Below are 15,705 nucleotides of genomic sequence, written 5' to 3'. Positions count from 1 at the left end.
GGGAAAGATTTTTCCCCTTTTTTAAGATAACAACGCGGTTGATTTGTTTACTTATTCACCAGAGGCCTGGGCTTCATGCTTGCCGTAAATCAGCATCGGGTCGGACTGACCCTCGATCACTGACTCGTCAATCACGACCTTTTCAACGTCATCCATTGAAGGCAGATCGTACATGGTTTCCAGCAGCGCGCCTTCCACGATGGAACGCAGACCACGGGCACCGGTTTTACGCGACATCGCTTTTTTCGCGATCGCCGTCAGGGCTTCGTCACGGAACTCCAGCTCCACGCCTTCCAGATTAAACAGCGCCTGGTACTGCTTGGTCAGGGCGTTTTTCGGCTCGCGCAGAATCTGAATCAGCGCCTCTTCGCTCAGCTCATTCAGCGTCGCGACAACCGGCAGACGACCAATGAACTCAGGGATCAGACCGAATTTAATCAAATCTTCCGGTTCGACCTGTGAAAGCAGTTCGCCTTCAGTGGCTTTCTGCGATTTGCCTTTCACGGTGGCGCCAAAACCAATGCCTGAACCGGTTTCAACACGTTGAGAAATCACTTTATCCAGGCCGGCAAACGCGCCGCCGCAGATAAACAGAATTTTTGAGGTATCAACCTGCAAAAATTCCTGCTGCGGATGCTTACGGCCACCCTGAGGCGGAACGGCAGCAACCGTGCCTTCGATTAGCTTCAGCAACGCCTGCTGTACGCCCTCGCCCGACACGTCGCGCGTGATGGACGGATTGTCTGACTTACGCGAAATCTTGTCGATCTCATCGATGTAGACAATGCCGCGCTGCGCTTTTTGCACGTCATAGTCGCATTTCTGCAGCAGCTTCTGGATGATATTTTCCACGTCTTCGCCCACGTAACCCGCTTCGGTCAACGTTGTGGCATCCGCCATGGTAAAAGGCACATCCAGCAGGCGCGCCAGCGTTTCCGCCAGCAGGGTTTTACCGCTACCGGTCGGACCAATCAGCAGAATGTTACTTTTGCCCAGTTCGATACCGTTGCTGGTGTCGCCGTTGCGCAGACGTTTGTAGTGGTTGTACACCGCCACCGCCAGCACTTTTTTCGCCTTTTCCTGGCCGATAACATAATCATCGAGGTGATGGCGGATTTCATGCGGCGTCGGCAACGCGCTGCGTTCGCGGTGCGGAGCAACTTCTTTAATCTCTTCGCGAATGATGTCGTTACACAGATCGACACACTCATCGCAGATATACACTGACGGCCCGGCAATCAGCTTACGCACTTCATGCTGGCTCTTGCCGCAAAAAGAGCAGTACAGCAACTTACCTGAACCGTCTTTGCGCTTATCTGTCATCAGTTAACCTCTTCTTGTTCTCTGGCCATACCGGAGTACAGCGCAGGCCATGCATGCACGGCCGATATTCATTCAACTTACCTGCCCGTCTCCCGTTAACTATAGCGTAAGGAGCCAGGCAGATGAGTCTTATTCGCGATGCGTCAGGATGGAATCGACTAATCCATACTCTACCGCTTCACTGGCTGAGAGGAAACGATCTCGCTCGGTATCGCGCTCAATTTGTTCCAGCGATTTGCCGGTATGCTCAGCCATCAGCTCATTCATGCGCTGTTTCACTTTCAGAATCTCGCGCGCATGAATTTCGATGTCTGTCGCCTGCCCCTGATAGCCGCCCAGCGGCTGGTGAATCATCACCCGGGAGTTAGGCAGGCAGAAACGTTTGCCTTTGGTGCCCGCCGTCAGCAGGAAAGCGCCCATGGAACAGGCTTGCCCCATACAAATGGTGCTGACGTCCGGCTTGATAAACTTCATCGTGTCATAGATCGACATACCTGCCGTAATGACGCCGCCCGGAGAGTTGATATAAAGATAAATATCTTTCTCAGGATTCTCAGCTTCCAGAAACAGCATCTGTGCGACGATCAGGTTAGCCATATGGTCTTCAACCTGGCCGGTCATAAAGATGACACGCTCTTTAAGCAGGCGGGAATAGATGTCGTAAGAGCGCTCGCCGCGCGAGGTTTGTTCGACCACCATTGGCACCAGCGCCATGTGCGGTGCAGTATATTCACGATCGCCACTGTATGACATTACCGTCTCCTGATAAATTTCATTGGCAACATTCTGTACCGATTCTACGTGAGGCGAGCCGGGAAAACTATGCTCTGCCTCGTCTCCGACACCTTCAGGACGGTTAATCAGCCAGCTTAACTGTTTTTACGCATTCTCCCTTCATCTGGGGATGCTGCCCAGTTGTTTCAAGCATAACAATCTTTTCTTTAATCGCTAACCCGGAAAAATAGCTTAGCGAATAATTTGCCGGTTAATTAACCAAATAAGCGGTAAAACTTGCCTGTGAGCGCCGGTAAAAACAAAAAAGCCCGCTACTTCGCAGCAGCGGGCTTAAAAGCACAATTAACTGAAGGATCAGGCCGTTGCGGTCTGGTTCATCAGTTCCTGGAAATCAGTGGCTTTCTCAGTCACTTTCGCTTTTTCCAGTACGGCTTCAACCGCTTGCTCTTCCAGCGCGACGTTGCGCATGTTGTTCATCAGCTCGTTGTTCTTGCTGTAGAACTCGATCACTTCCTGCGGATCTTCGTAAGCAGACGCCATCTCTTCGATCAGCGCTTTTACACGGTCTTCGTCCGCTTTCAGCTCGTGGGTGCGAATCACTTCGCCCAGCAGCAAGCCAACAACCACACGGCGTTTCGCCTGCTCTTCAAACAGTTCGCGCGGCAGTTCCAGCGCCTGTTTTTCGTTGCCGCCAAAACGCTGAGCAGCCTGGCGACGCAGCACGTCGATTTCGCCGTCGATCAGCGCAGACGGCACATCGATGTCATTCGCTTTCACAAGGCCATCGATCGCCTGAGTTTTAACGCGGTTGCGCACCGCGCCTTTCAGCTCGCGCTCCATGTTTTTACGCACTTCAGCACGCAGACCGGCAACGGAACCCTCTTCCACGCCGAAACGCTGGATAAACTCTTCAGTCAGCTCCGGCAGTTCGCGCGTTTCGACTTTCTTCAGCACGATCTCGAACTTCGCGTCTTTCCCTTTCAGGTTTTCCGCGTGATAGTCGTCCGGGAATTTCACGTCGATGGTGAAGGTTTCACCCGCTTTGTGACCCACGATGCCCTCTTCGAAGCCCGGGATCATGCGGCCCTGACCCATCGCCAGCACGAAGTCAGAGGCTTTGCCGCCTTCAAACTCTTCGCCGTCAACAGAGCCGTTGAAATCGATAGTAGCGCGATCTTCCGCTTCTGCCGCCGCGTCGCTCTCTTTCCAGCTCGCCTGCTGCTTACGCAGCGTCTCCAGCATGGTGTCAACGTCAGCATCAGTGACTTCCACAACCGGTTTTTCAACTTCGATTGCGTCCAGACCTTTCAGCTCAACTTCCGGGTAAACTTCAAATTCTACCGCATAGGTGAAGTCTTCACCCTGCTTGTACTCGCCCGGCACATAGTTCGGCGCGCCAGCCGGATTGATTTTCTCTTTGATGATGGCGTCAACAAAGTTGCGCTGCATCAGATCGCCTAACACGTCCTGACGAACAGAAGCACCATAGCGCTGTGACACGATGTGCATCGGCACTTTGCCTTTACGGAAACCATCGATACGGACTTTCTTAGCCACATCCAGCAGCTCTTTTTTCACAGCGCTCTCGATGCTGTCAGCAGCGACAGTAATCGTAACGCGACGGCCAAGGCCCTGAGTGGTTTCAACTGAAACTTGCATCTTGTTACCTCAAAAAATCACGTGCTCGGTCAACTTCAGACACACACATTGTGACATGCGCCGTATCTAACAACCGGGACGGCTTCTGTGAAGAGAACCTGATCCCTGTTACCAGAAGCGTCCCGAAGACATTCCGGAAAAATAGACGCCGCATTATAGCGACATCGCCGGAATGAGTCGAGGATGCAAACTCACCACTTTTTAACGGTTTTGCTGCTTTTTTGCGCCGGAGATCCCGTTTGAGAGCAAAAGAAATGAAAAAACGGCCGACTGGCCGTTTCAGGGAGAGAGTTTGTCAGGCCAGCGTACCGGCGCCGCGACAATGAGGTGAAGCCAAAACCGTATCTTGCAGGCCTTCCCACTCTTTTAAGGTATAAGTATGCAGCGCCAGCGCATGAACGCTGCCCGCCAGCTCTTCAGTCAGCTCGCCATAGATGGCGCGGTGACGCGCCAGAAAGCGTTGACCGCAAAAACTGTCACTGACGATCACCACTTTAAAATGGCTTTCTGAGCCTGCCGGGACATTATGACGATAGCTTTCGTCATGCACTTCCAGATGTGCCGGTTCGAACGCCTTACGCAGCTTTTCTTCTATTTGTTCGCGAATCATCATTATACTCCTCAACGGCAAGCGATGTGCCCCATCTGTTTAAATATTAGTAGGTTTTTTTACCGTTTCCGCAGGGAAGAATGAAAAAAAATAACCTGCCCTTTCCCTGTGATTGCGCATCATAACCTGCAAACCTGCCGGGTCAACCAGGCTGACCTCACGCATTCCGAAAAAATCCTTTGCAATCAAAATCCCGCTTCACAGGGCTTTCTTCACCCGCGCTCAATGCTATGATGGCCGCAGTTTTGCAAGCCAACCCACTATGCTAACGAGAAATAAGTATGTTCAAAAAAGTGTTTATCCCGCTGCTGGCTGCTTTTATTTTGGCCGGCTGTGCCAGCAACAGCAATACACTCAACGTAGAACCTAACATTGAACTGCCGCAGCAGGATCCCAGCCTGACAGGCGTGACCCTGAGCATTAACGGCGCCGATCAGCGCACCGATCAAGCGCTGGCGAAGGTGAACCGTGATGGTCAGCTGGTCACCCTGACTCCGTCCCGCGATCTGCGCTTTCTGCTGCAGGAAGTGCTGGAAAAACAGATGACCGCGCGCGGTTATATGATTGGGCCGAATGGCGCAGTAGATCTGCAAATCGTGGTGAATAATCTTTATGCCGATGTGACGCAAGGCAACGTGCGCTACAGCATCACCACGAAAGCGGATATCTCTATCATTGCTACTGCCAAAAACGGCAACAAGCAGGTGAAAAACTACCGTCAGACCTATAGCGTCGAAGGTGCTTTCAGCGCCAGCAACGATAAGATTAAAACTGCTGTGAACTCCACGCTGAGTGACGTGATCGCCGATATGGCTCAGGACACCAGCATTCACGACTTTATCAAGCAAAACGCCCGCTAATTTCGCGCTTTTCGCCCGGCAACGTTGCCGGGCGTATCCGTAAGGTGAGTATGAGTCGTCACTACCTTCGCATTTTTACTCAACGTAACGCCGTGGTTTTACTGCTGCTCGGCTTCGCCTCGGGCCTGCCGCTGGCGTTAACCTCAGGAACGTTGCAGGCCTGGATGACGGTGGAAAATGTCGATCTGAAAACCATCGGCTTCTTTTCGCTTGTGGGCCAGGCCTACGTCTTTAAATTCCTCTGGTCGCCGATGATGGACCGCTACACGCCGCCCTTTCTGGGCCGACGTCGCGGCTGGCTGATCGTGACCCAGCTGGCGCTGATTGGCGGCATCGTGGCGATGGGCTTTATGCAGCCGGGACGGGATTTAACTCTGCTGGCCGCGCTGGCCGTGCTGGTCGCCTTCTGCTCCGCCTCGCAGGATATCGTCTTTGACGCCTGGAAAACCGACATATTGCCGCCGGAAGAGCGCGGTAGCGGCGCAGCGATTACCGTGCTGGGCTACCGACTGGCGATGCTGATTTCTGGCGGGCTGGCGCTGTGGCTGGCCGCTCGCTTTCTTGGCTGGCAGGCAACTTACTGGCTGATGGCGGCGATGATGGTGCCAGGGCTGATTGCCACCCTGCTGGCGAAAGAGCCGGAAAGCAGCATGAATGCGCCGCACTCGTTGCGCGATGCGGTGGCGAAGCCGCTGCAGGATTTCTTTCAGCGTAACAACGCCTGGCTGCTGATCACCCTGATTGTGCTGTATAAACTGGGCGACGCCTTCGCCGCCTCGCTTACCACCACCTTCCTTATTCGTGGCGTAGGGTTTGACGCCGGCGACGTCGGGCTGGTGAATAAAACCCTCGGTCTGCTTGCCACTATTATCGGCGCGCTTTATGGCGGCGTGCTGATGCAGCGCCTGAGTCTGTTTCGCGCGTTGATGCTGTTCGGCATCTTACAGGCCGTCTCAAATTTTGGTTACTGGCTGCTGGCCGTCACCGACAAACATCTGTGGAGCATGGCCAGCGCCGTGTTTGTTGAAAACCTGTGCGGCGGCATGGGCACCGCGGCGTTCGTCGCTTTGCTGATGACACTGTGCAATAAATCCTTCTCCGCCACGCAGTTCGCCTTGCTCTCCGCCCTTTCCGCCGTAGGCAGAGTCTATGTCGGTCCCGCCGCCGGCTGGCTTGTCGAGCTGTGGGGCTGGCCTACCTTTTATGCTTTTACCGTACTGGCGGCGCTGCCTGGCCTGTTTCTGCTCGGGGTTTGCCGCAGCACCCTCAATCGTATGCAGCAGTCCGGCACGTTTTCAGCGCGAACGGCCTGGAGAGAGGGCTATCGTTGGGCGTTGCGACTCTTTTTGGCTGGCGCGGTTTTGCTCGCTTTTTGTCTTCTTTTGCTCGCAATGCAAGCGACAGCGCTGTGGCAACCGGTTATAATTTTGCCGCAATTGTTTGAGATTGGCATGGCAATCGCCTTAACGGGCGTGATTTGTGGTGTATGCCTGGATTATCTGGCACTGCGCAGGGAGCGTTAAACAAGGGATTACATTTTTCCGGGCGCTTTTGCAATTAACACCCCCGGAAATCAGCTTAAAACGTTTTTTTATCATCGCGTGTTATTTTTCAGCAGAAAAGACACATGCAATTAACATTACATGATGAATATTAAAAACCGGTGAGCAATTATTTTGTAGAAAAGTCATCACTCAAATGATACAGATTTGTTAAAGATTTGGTCATTAAAATCGAAGGTTATACTTTCCCTGATTTTTCTACGGATATATCCATTGTTTTTTGTTATATCAACGCCAACTACTTGTCAGCGTTAATATTTTGATACCCGGCGCAACATCTGTGACACCCTTTGCAAAAGGTGTGAACACCCGCCTGACATATCCTTAAGCTGGTTTACACTGCATAAACCTTCCCGTAAAATGCCGCCACACTTAAACGACAATAGAGCCCTTTGTCATTGAGGTCGTTAAATGAGACTCAGGAAATACAATAAAAGTTTGGGGATTTTGTCATTAACTGCAGGCGCTTTATTACTCAGCGGCTGCGATAGTGCATTGTTAAGTCCCAAAGGACAGGTTGCTATGGAGCAACGTTCGCTGATACTGACAGCCTTCGGGCTGATGTTGATCGTCGTTATTCCCGCAATCCTGATGGCAGTGTTGTTTGCCTGGAAATATCGGGCATCGAACACGAATGCTAAGTACAGCCCTAACTGGTCACATTCGAACAAAGTTGAAGCGGTGGTCTGGACCATTCCGATCCTGATTATCGTTTTTCTTAGCGTATTGACCTGGAAATCAACCCATGCGCTGGAACCGAGCAAACCGCTCGCTTCTGACGTCAAGCCGGTTGAGATTGACGTAGTCGCACTGGACTGGAAATGGCTGTTCATTTATCCGGAGCAAGGCATTGCCACTGTGAACGAGATCGCTTTCCCGGCCAACACGCCGGTAAGCTTCAAGATCACCTCTAACTCCGTAATGAACTCCTTCTTTATCCCGACCCTGGGTAGCCAGATCTATGCGATGGCCGGTATGCAGACCGAACTGCACCTGATCGCCAACGAGCCGGGCACCTTTAAAGGTATCTCGTCTAACTTCAGCGGTCGCGGCTTCTCTGGCATGAAGTTCAACGCCATTGCTACCAAAGACGATGCGGAATTCCAGCAGTGGGTTGCCAAAGTGAAAACGGCACCTAACGCGCTGGGCACCATGGATGATTTCGAAAAGCTGGCTGCGCCAAGCGAAAACCATCCGGTGGAATATTTCTCCACAGCGAATCCTGTTCTGTTCAAACAAGTTGTTGATAAGTTCAAGATGAGCCACGGGAAAATGGACATGCCAGAGCATGAAGGTATGGACATGAGTCACACCGCTTCCGCGGGAGCCGAGGAATAATACGATGTTCGGAAAATTAACACTGGATGCAGTGCCGTATCACGAGCCGATTATCGTGGTTACGATCGCCGCCATCATTTTAGGTGGTCTGGCGCTTGTTGCTGCGATTACTTACTTTGGTAAGTGGCAATATCTGTGGTCAGAATGGTTTACCTCCGTCGACCACAAAAAACTGGGTATCATGTATATCATCATGGCCTTCGTCATGCTGCTGCGTGGCTTTGCCGATGCGATCATGATGCGTGCCCAGCAGATGCTGGCTTCCGCCGGCGAAGCGGGCTTTCTGCCGCCGCACCACTACGACCAGATCTTTACCGCCCACGGCGTAATTATGATCTTCTTCGTGGCGATGCCGTTTGTGGTAGGTCTGATGAACATCGCGGTTCCGCTGCAGATTGGCGCGCGCGATGTGGCTTTCCCCTTCCTGAACAACCTGAGCTTCTGGTTCACCGCTATCGGCGTGATCCTGGTCAACCTGTCTCTGGGTGTGGGTGAGTTTGCGCAGACCGGCTGGCTGGCCTATCCGCCGCTCTCGGGCGCGCAATACAGTCCTGGCGTTGGGGTTGACTACTGGATTTGGGCATTGCAGCTCTCCGGTATCGGTACCACGCTGACGGGTGTTAACTTCTTCGTGACCATTCTGAAGATGCGCGCACCGGGCATGGACCTGTTCAAAATGCCAGTCTTTACCTGGACTGCACTCTGTACCAACGTCCTGATCATCGCTGCGTTCCCGGTTTTGACCGTGACCCTGGCGCTGTTGACGCTTGATCGTTACCTCGGCTTCCATTTCTTTACCAATGATATGGGCGGTAACATGATGATGTACGTCAACCTGATCTGGGTCTGGGGTCACCCGGAAGTGTACATCCTCGTTCTGCCGGTGTTTGGTGTCTTTGCTGAAGTTACTGCCACCTTCTCGAAAAAACGTCTGTTTGGTTACACCTCGCTGGTGTGGGCGACCATCGCCATTACCGTTCTGTCGTTTATCGTTTGGCTGCACCACTTCTTCACCATGGGCGCAGGCGCGAACGTTAACGCCTTCTTCGGTATCATGACGATGATCATCGCGATTCCGACCGGGGTGAAAATCTTTAACTGGCTGTTCACAATGTATCAGGGCCGCATTCAGATGCACTCTGCCATGCTGTGGACCGTGGGCTTCCTGGTCACCTTCTCTATCGGTGGTATGACCGGCGTTCTGCTGGCAGTACCGGGTGCAGACTTCGTGCTGCATAACAGCCTGTTCCTGATTGCTCACTTCCATAACGTGATTATCGGCGGTGTGGTATTCGGTTGTATGGCGGGCGTGACCTACTGGTTCCCGAAAGCGATGGGCTTCACCCTGAACGAGAAATGGGGCAAACGCGCCTTCTGGTTCTGGATCATCGGCTTCTTCGTTGCCTTTATGCCGCTGTATGCGCTGGGCTTTATGGGTATGACTCGTCGTCTGAGCCAGGATATCGATCCACGTTTCCACGCGCTGCTGGTTGTGGCTGCTGTGGGCGCGGCGCTGATTGCCTGCGGTATCCTCTGCCAGCTGATCATGTTCTGGGTTTCTATCCGTGACCGTGAGCAGAACCGCGATCTCACCGGTGACCCGTGGGGTGGCCGTACGCTGGAGTGGTCTACCTCTTCACCGCCGGCGTTCTACAACTTTGCGACAGTTCCGCATGTGCATGAGCGTGACGCTTTCTGGGAAATGAAAGAGAAAGGCGAAGCGTATGTGCAGCCAGCGAAATATGAAGAAATTCATATGCCGAAAAACAGCGGCGCTGCTCTGATTATCGCGGCATTCGCTACGGTATTCGGTTTCGCCATGATCTGGCATATCTGGTGGCTGGCCGGTCTGACCTTCCTGGGCATGATTGTGACCTGGATTGCGAAGAGCTTTGACGAAGACGTGGATTACTACGTACCGGTTAAAGAAATCGAGCAGATCGAGAAGCAGCACTTTGACGATATCAGCAAAGCAGGTCTGAAATAATGTCAACTGAAACTCTGATTAAGCACCACCACGACGCCCATGCGGAGCATGGGCATCACGATGCATCAGCCAATAAGATCTTTGGCTTTTGGATCTATCTGATGAGTGACTGCATTATCTTCGCAACCCTGTTTGCGACCTATGCAGTCATGGTGAACAGCACTGCCGGTGGCCCGGCAGGGAAAGATATCTTCGAACTGCCGTTCGTTATGGGTGAGACCGCTCTGCTGCTGCTGAGCTCTATCACCTACGGTATGGCTGTCATCGCGATGAACAATGACAACAAAGGCGGCGTTAACAGCTGGCTGGCGTTGACCTTCCTGTTCGGCCTTGGCTTTATCGGGATGGAAATCTATGAATTCCACCATCTGATCACCGAAGGATTTGGTCCGGATCGCAGCGGCTTCCTGTCAGGGTTCTTTACCCTGGTCGGCACGCACGGTCTGCACGTGACTTCTGGTCTGATCTGGATGCTGGTAATGATGTTCCAGATCTCCAAACGTGGTCTGACTTCCGCTATCCGTACCCGTATCCTGTGCCTGAGCCTGTTCTGGCACTTCCTTGACGTGGTATGGATTTGTGTATTTACCGTTGTCTATCTGATGGGAGTCATGTAATGAGTCATTCAGCCAACGAACATGTTGTCCCGCATAGCAGCGTGAAGTCTTACATGATCGGCTTCATCCTCTCTATCATCCTGACCGGTATTCCGTTCTGGATGGTAATGGATGGCGGCGCCTCTCACAGCACCCTTCTGGGTGTGGTTGTTGTCTGTGCAGTGATTCAGGTTATCGTTCACCTGATTTACTTCCTGCATCTCGACACCAAAACTGAGGGCGGCTGGAACCTGGTGGCGATTGTCTTTGCGGCAATCATTATCCTGATTGTTGTGGTGGGTTCGCTGTGGATCATGTGGAACCTCAACTACAACATGATGTCGTGACAGTCCACTAAAGAGTCGCACTGATGATTAAGCAATACCTGCAAGTAACAAAACCAGGAATTATTTTCGGGAATTTAATTTCTGTCATTGGCGGATTTCTGCTGGCGTCTAAAGGCAGCATTGATTACGCCCTGTTTCTCGCCTCTCTGGTCGGTGTTTCACTGGTCGTGGCATCAGGTTGTGTTTTCAACAACGTGATTGACCGTGACATCGACAGAAAAATGGAGAGAACCAGGAATCGAGTGCTGGTCAAAGGCCTCATCTCTCCGAAAGTAAGCCTGGTTTATGCCACCTTATTGGGTATTGCTGGCTTTGCGTTGCTGTATTTCGGAGCTAACCCGCTGGCCATGTGGCTGGCGGTGATGGGCTTCGTCGTATACGTCGGCATTTACAGCCTCTATATGAAGCGTAATTCAGTCTACGGTACGCTGATAGGCAGTCTGTCTGGCGCTGCGCCGCCGGTGATTGGCTACTGCGCGGTGACCAACGAGTTTGATGCTGGCGCGCTGATTTTGCTGGCGATCTTTAGCCTGTGGCAGATGCCGCATTCCTATGCGATTGCTATCTTCCGCTTTAAAGATTATCAGGCAGCGAATATCCCGGTTCTGCCGGTAGTGAAAGGCATTTCCGTAGCGAAAAATCATATTACGCTCTACATTCTGGCGTTTATGATTGCCACGCTGATGCTGACGCTGAGCGGTTACGCTGGCTACAAATATCTGGTGGTTGCGGCGGCAGTAAGCGTCTGGTGGCTGGGAATGGCGTTGTCAGGTTACAAAACCTCAAACGATCGCGTTTGGGCGCGTAAACTGTTCGTCTTCTCTATTGTCGCTATCACTGCACTGAGCGTCATGATGTCAGTGGACTTTATGGCCCCGGCGTCGAAAGACCTGCTGACCTACGTCTGGTAATCAGCACCGCATATCCTGTAAGGGCGCGATTATCGCGCCCTTTCTTTTTGTTACCACTACTTAAAAAGTATTATTTTACCCACCCTGCCCTGCTCCTTAGAATAACCGCAGCAAACTAACAGAGGTTGTAATGAACGATAATAAAATGACGTCGGTGGAGCTGCGTGCCACCTGGGGTCTTGGCACGGTTTTTTCTCTGCGCATGCTGGGAATGTTTATGGTCCTGCCGGTGTTAACCACGTACGGCATGGCATTACAAGGGGCAAGCGAATCCCTGATTGGTCTGGCTATCGGTATTTACGGTCTGATGCAGGCAATTTTTCAGATTCCCTTCGGCCTGCTTTCCGATCGCATTGGCCGTAAGCCGCTGATTGTCGGCGGCCTGCTGGTATTTGTGTTAGGCAGCGTAGTTGCTGCCGGTACGGAATCGATCTGGGGCATCATTCTTGGCCGCGCATTACAAGGTTCCGGCGCGATTGCCGCCGCCGTGATGGCACTCCTCTCCGACTTAACCCGCGAGCAGAACCGCACCAAGGCGATGGCGTTTATCGGCATCAGCTTCGGCATTACCTTTGCCATTGCGATGGTCGTCGGCCCGGTCGTGACCCATGCCCTGGGTTTGCACGCGCTGTTTTGGATGATCGCACTGCTCGCCTCGCTCGGTATCATTATTACGCTGCTGGTGGTGCCTTCTGCGCCGCATCATGTACTGAACCGGGAATCGGGCATGGTGAAAGGCAGTATTCGTCTGGTGCTGGCGAATCCCAGGCTGCTGAAGTTAAATCTCGGCATTCTTTGCCTGCATATCTTGTTGATGTCCAGCTTCGTCGCCCTACCCGGCCAGTTTGAACAGGCAGGTTTTCCGGCTGCCGATCACTGGAAGGTTTATCTGATTACCATGCTTATCGCTTTCGCCGGCGTGATCCCCTTTATTATTTATGCAGAAGTGAAGCGTCGTATGAAACGGGTGTTCGTCAGCTGCGTAAGCCTGATTCTCGTCGCGGAAATTGTGCTGTGGGGAGCAGGCAACCATTTCTGGACGTTGGTCGTCGGCGTACAGCTTTTCTTTTTCGCCTTCAACCTGATGGAAGCGATTTTGCCTTCGCTGGTCAGCAAAGAGTCGCCCGCCGGTTATAAAGGCACTGCGATGGGCATCTACTCCACCAGTCAGTTTCTTGGCGTCGCTATTGGCGGTAGCCTGGGCGGCTGGGTGTTTGGCCATTTTGATGCGCAAACCGTGTTTCTGGTGGGCGCGATTGTCGCGGTGATCTGGCTGTTGGTCAGCACTACCATGCAGGAGCCGCCTTATGTCAGCAGCCTGCGTCTGGTGCTAAGTGAGGCCGCACTGGGTGTGCCGAATCTGGAGCAGAGGCTGAAAGCGCAGCCGGGCGTCACAATGGTGTTTATCGTGCCGGAAGAAAAGAGCGCTTACGTAAAAATCGACAGCAAGGTGACCAGTCGCCTGGAGCTGGAAGCGTTGATCGCTGCGGCATAAGGGACAAAAAAGGGCCGGAGACGGCCCTTTCGCAAATAATCAGTCGCGGAAGTTTTTAAACTGGAACGGCTGCCCCAGATTCCCGCCCCGCACCAGCGCCATTGCGCCCTGCAGGTCGTCGCGAGATTTACCGGTGACGCGCAGTGATTCGCCCTGAATTTGCGTCTGCACCTTCAGCTTGCTGTCTTTGATCAGCTTGACGATCTTTTTCGCCACCTCGGTTTCGATGCCTTTTTTCATTTTGGCATCCTGGCTCCAGCTTTTACCGCTATGGATAATCTCTTCCGGAACCTCCAGCGCGGCGCCTTCTATGCCGCGCTTCAACATTTTCTCACGCAAAATCTCCACCAGCTGTTTGACCTGGAAATCGGATTCGCTGGTGATTTTGATGGTTTCGTTTTTCTCATTCAGCTCAAAGCTGGCGCTAACGTTGCGGAAATCGAAACGGGTAGAAAGCTCACGGTTGGCATTCTCTACCGCGTTGCGCACTTCCTGCATGTCGACTTCGGAAACGATATCGAAAGATGGCATCTTTTCTTCTCCTGACGCTAAAGTGACATGCATAATACGCGTCTTGCGCCACTAAATAAAATCACGCATCGCAGAAAGCTATACTTACCTGAACTTCTGAGAAGCAAGCCGCCAACGGGAGGCAGAATGAAAATTACCGTGTTAGGTAGCGGCGCTTTAGGCCAGATTTGGCTCGCTGCCCTTGCACGCCAGGGGCATGAAGTACAGGGCTGGTTACGCGTTCCCCAACCTTACTGTTCGGTGAATGTTATCGATACCGAAGGTCACGTCAGTAACGATACCTTTATCGCCAACGATCCGCTGTTTCTGGGTGAAAGTCAGCTTTTACTGGTCACGCTAAAGGCGTGGCAGGTTTCACCGGCGATAAAAAATCTGCAGAGCATACTGCCGGAACAGTGCCCGGTGCTGTTGCTGCACAACGGCATGGGTACGCTGGAAGAGCTGAAAAGCCTGACGCAGCCGCTGCTACGCGGCGTCACCACCCACGCGGCGACGCGTGATGCCACGGTTATCAGACATGTGGCGCATGGCATCACCCATATTGGTCCGGCTAACCCCGAAGGCGCGACTTTCAGCGAGCTGGCTGATGTGCTGCATCAGGCGCTGCCCGACGTCGCCTGGCACGACAATATCGCCGCTGCCTGCTGGCAAAAGCTGGCGGTGAACTGCGTGATCAATCCCATGACCGTGGAATACGAATGTCAAAATGGCGAACTCCGGACGCACACGCCAGAGATCGGTGAGTTATGCGCCGAGATCGCCTGGGTGATGGAGCGTGAGGGAATGCACACCACCTGTGACGGCCTGATGGACAATGTGCTTAATGTGATTGAATCCACCGCCGCCAATATCTCATCCATGCAGCAGGATGTGATGGCGCAGCGACGCACTGAAATTGATTACATTACCGGTTATCTGCTGCGTCGCGCCCGTGCGCACGGCATTGCCGTACCGGCTAATACCCGTTTATACGAATTGATAAAACGCAAGGAGTCCCATTATGAGCGCGAACGCATCGGTGCTGGTTTGCCTGGCTCATGGCAGTGAAGAGACCGAGGCGGTCACAACGATCGATCTGCTGGTGCGCGCTGGCCTGCTGGTCACTACGGCCAGCGTAGAGAGCAGCGGCACGCGGGAAATTATCTGCTCGCGCGGCGTGCGTCTGCTGGTGGACGCGCCGCTGGTCGAAGTTGCCGATAACAATTTTGCCGCGATTGTGCTGCCCGGCGGGCTAAAAGGCGCGGAAACCTTTCGCGATAATCCGCTGCTGGTGGAAACCGTGCGTCAGTTTCATCTCTCCGGGCGCATCGTCGCCGCTATCTGCGCCGCTGCCGGTACGGTACTGGTGCCGCACGATCTTTTTCCCGTCGGCAATATGACCGGTTTTCCCGGCCTGAAAGAGACCATCCCCGACGGTCAATGGATGGAAAGACGGGTGGTTTGGGATCCGCGCGTGAATCTGCTCACCAGCCAGGGGCCCGGCACCGCCATCGATTTTGCCCTGAAGCTGATCGATTTGCTGGTGGGCAAAGAGAAAGCGCGCGAGGTGGCGTCGCAGTTGGTGATTGCGGCAGGCATTTACGACTATCAGCAATAGCAAAAAGGCCGCAAAAGCGACCTGTCTTTTATTAATGTTTGATGCACCACGCGTCGGCGGTGCAGCCAGTCTGGTTGCGGCCTGCGCGCAGCATCCGGAGCGTACTCAAGTACGTGAGGAATGCGAGCACAGCCCGCGGCCAGAATGGCCAACA

General features: G+C 53.2%; 16 protein-coding genes. 10 read left to right on the top strand and 6 right to left on the bottom strand.

The window, feature by feature from the left end; translation table 11 throughout:
- Positions 1 to 51 precede the first annotated feature (51 nt).
- The 5 genes from clpX to ABU178_RS05710 all read right to left on the bottom strand — a co-directional run bounded on the left by clpX (position 52) and on the right by ABU178_RS05710 (position 4,492).
- Entirely contained in the window at positions 52 to 1,323 is a 1,272-nt protein-coding gene (gene clpX / locus ABU178_RS05730) for an ATP-dependent protease ATP-binding subunit ClpX (RefSeq protein WP_397212857.1), read from the bottom strand.
- A gap of 129 nt (positions 1,324 to 1,452) precedes the next feature.
- On the bottom strand, positions 1,453 to 2,076 hold the full coding sequence (clpP, locus tag ABU178_RS05725) for an ATP-dependent Clp endopeptidase proteolytic subunit ClpP (RefSeq protein ID WP_397212855.1): 624 nt from the start codon (positions 2,074 to 2,076) through the stop codon (positions 1,453 to 1,455).
- A gap of 336 nt (positions 2,077 to 2,412) precedes the next feature.
- Complete coding sequence (tig, locus tag ABU178_RS05720; protein WP_397212852.1) at positions 2,413 to 3,717, bottom strand: trigger factor; 1,305 nt, start codon at positions 3,715 to 3,717, stop codon at positions 2,413 to 2,415.
- A 295-nt stretch (positions 3,718 to 4,012) separates the two neighbouring features.
- A complete protein-coding gene (bolA, locus tag ABU178_RS05715) occupies positions 4,013 to 4,327 on the bottom strand; it encodes a transcriptional regulator BolA (protein WP_397215702.1) in 315 nt (104 codons plus the stop codon).
- Positions 4,328 to 4,366: 39 nt separating this feature from the next.
- Positions 4,367 to 4,492: a hypothetical protein gene (locus ABU178_RS05710; RefSeq protein WP_397212850.1), complete on the bottom strand. Its 126-nt coding sequence runs from the start codon at positions 4,490 to 4,492 to the stop codon at positions 4,367 to 4,369.
- Positions 4,493 to 4,608: 116 nt separating this feature from the next.
- Between ABU178_RS05710 and ABU178_RS05705 the strand changes: the two genes are divergently transcribed.
- The 8 genes from ABU178_RS05705 (at position 4,609) to ABU178_RS05670 (ending at position 13,423) form a co-directional block, all read left to right on the top strand.
- A complete protein-coding gene (locus ABU178_RS05705) occupies positions 4,609 to 5,187 on the top strand; it encodes a lipoprotein (protein ID WP_397212848.1) in 579 nt (192 codons plus the stop codon).
- A 50-nt stretch (positions 5,188 to 5,237) separates the two neighbouring features.
- A complete protein-coding gene (gene ampG, locus ABU178_RS05700) occupies positions 5,238 to 6,710 on the top strand; it encodes a muropeptide MFS transporter AmpG (RefSeq protein ID WP_397212846.1) in 1,473 nt (490 codons plus the stop codon).
- 450 nt (positions 6,711 to 7,160) lie between these two features.
- Entirely contained in the window at positions 7,161 to 8,087 is a 927-nt protein-coding gene (gene cyoA / locus ABU178_RS05695) for a cytochrome o ubiquinol oxidase subunit II (protein WP_397212844.1), read from the top strand.
- A gap of 4 nt (positions 8,088 to 8,091) precedes the next feature.
- On the top strand, positions 8,092 to 10,074 hold the full coding sequence (gene cyoB, locus ABU178_RS05690) for a cytochrome o ubiquinol oxidase subunit I (protein ID WP_397212842.1): 1,983 nt from the start codon (positions 8,092 to 8,094) through the stop codon (positions 10,072 to 10,074).
- Entirely contained in the window at positions 10,074 to 10,691 is a 618-nt protein-coding gene (locus ABU178_RS05685) for a cytochrome o ubiquinol oxidase subunit III (protein WP_397212840.1), read from the top strand. Before cyoB ends, ABU178_RS05685 begins: the two co-directional genes overlap by 1 nt.
- Positions 10,691 to 11,017, top strand: a complete 327-nt coding sequence (locus tag ABU178_RS05680) for a cytochrome o ubiquinol oxidase subunit IV (protein ID WP_397212838.1) — start codon at positions 10,691 to 10,693, stop codon at positions 11,015 to 11,017. Before ABU178_RS05685 ends, ABU178_RS05680 begins: the two co-directional genes overlap by 1 nt.
- Positions 11,018 to 11,040: 23 nt before the next feature.
- Complete coding sequence (gene cyoE, locus ABU178_RS05675; protein WP_397212836.1) at positions 11,041 to 11,928, top strand: heme o synthase; 888 nt, start codon at positions 11,041 to 11,043, stop codon at positions 11,926 to 11,928.
- Between the two features lie 130 nt (positions 11,929 to 12,058).
- The gene (locus ABU178_RS05670) at positions 12,059 to 13,423 is read left to right on the top strand and encodes an MFS transporter (protein ID WP_397212834.1); all 1,365 of its coding nucleotides are present in this window, start codon (positions 12,059 to 12,061) and stop codon (positions 13,421 to 13,423) included.
- A 39-nt stretch (positions 13,424 to 13,462) separates the two neighbouring features.
- Here ABU178_RS05670 and ABU178_RS05665 read toward each other — a convergent pair whose 3' ends face one another.
- Entirely contained in the window at positions 13,463 to 13,954 is a 492-nt protein-coding gene (locus tag ABU178_RS05665) for a YajQ family cyclic di-GMP-binding protein (RefSeq protein ID WP_397212832.1), read from the bottom strand.
- Between the two features lie 126 nt (positions 13,955 to 14,080).
- On the opposite strand from ABU178_RS05665, the gene panE reads away from it, so the two are divergent.
- Positions 14,081 to 15,001: a 2-dehydropantoate 2-reductase gene (panE, locus tag ABU178_RS05660; RefSeq protein ID WP_397212830.1), complete on the top strand. Its 921-nt coding sequence runs from the start codon at positions 14,081 to 14,083 to the stop codon at positions 14,999 to 15,001.
- Positions 14,955 to 15,551, top strand: a complete 597-nt coding sequence (gene yajL / locus ABU178_RS05655; protein ID WP_397212828.1) for a protein deglycase YajL — start codon at positions 14,955 to 14,957, stop codon at positions 15,549 to 15,551. Before panE ends, yajL begins: the two co-directional genes overlap by 47 nt.
- The last annotated feature ends 154 nt before the right edge of the window (positions 15,552 to 15,705 follow it).

This window comes from Pantoea osteomyelitidis, assembly GCF_044342975.1.
Taxonomy (GTDB): Bacteria; Pseudomonadota; Gammaproteobacteria; order Enterobacterales; family Enterobacteriaceae; genus Pantoea; species Pantoea osteomyelitidis.
This window is presented reverse-complemented; position numbering and strand designations above follow the sequence as displayed.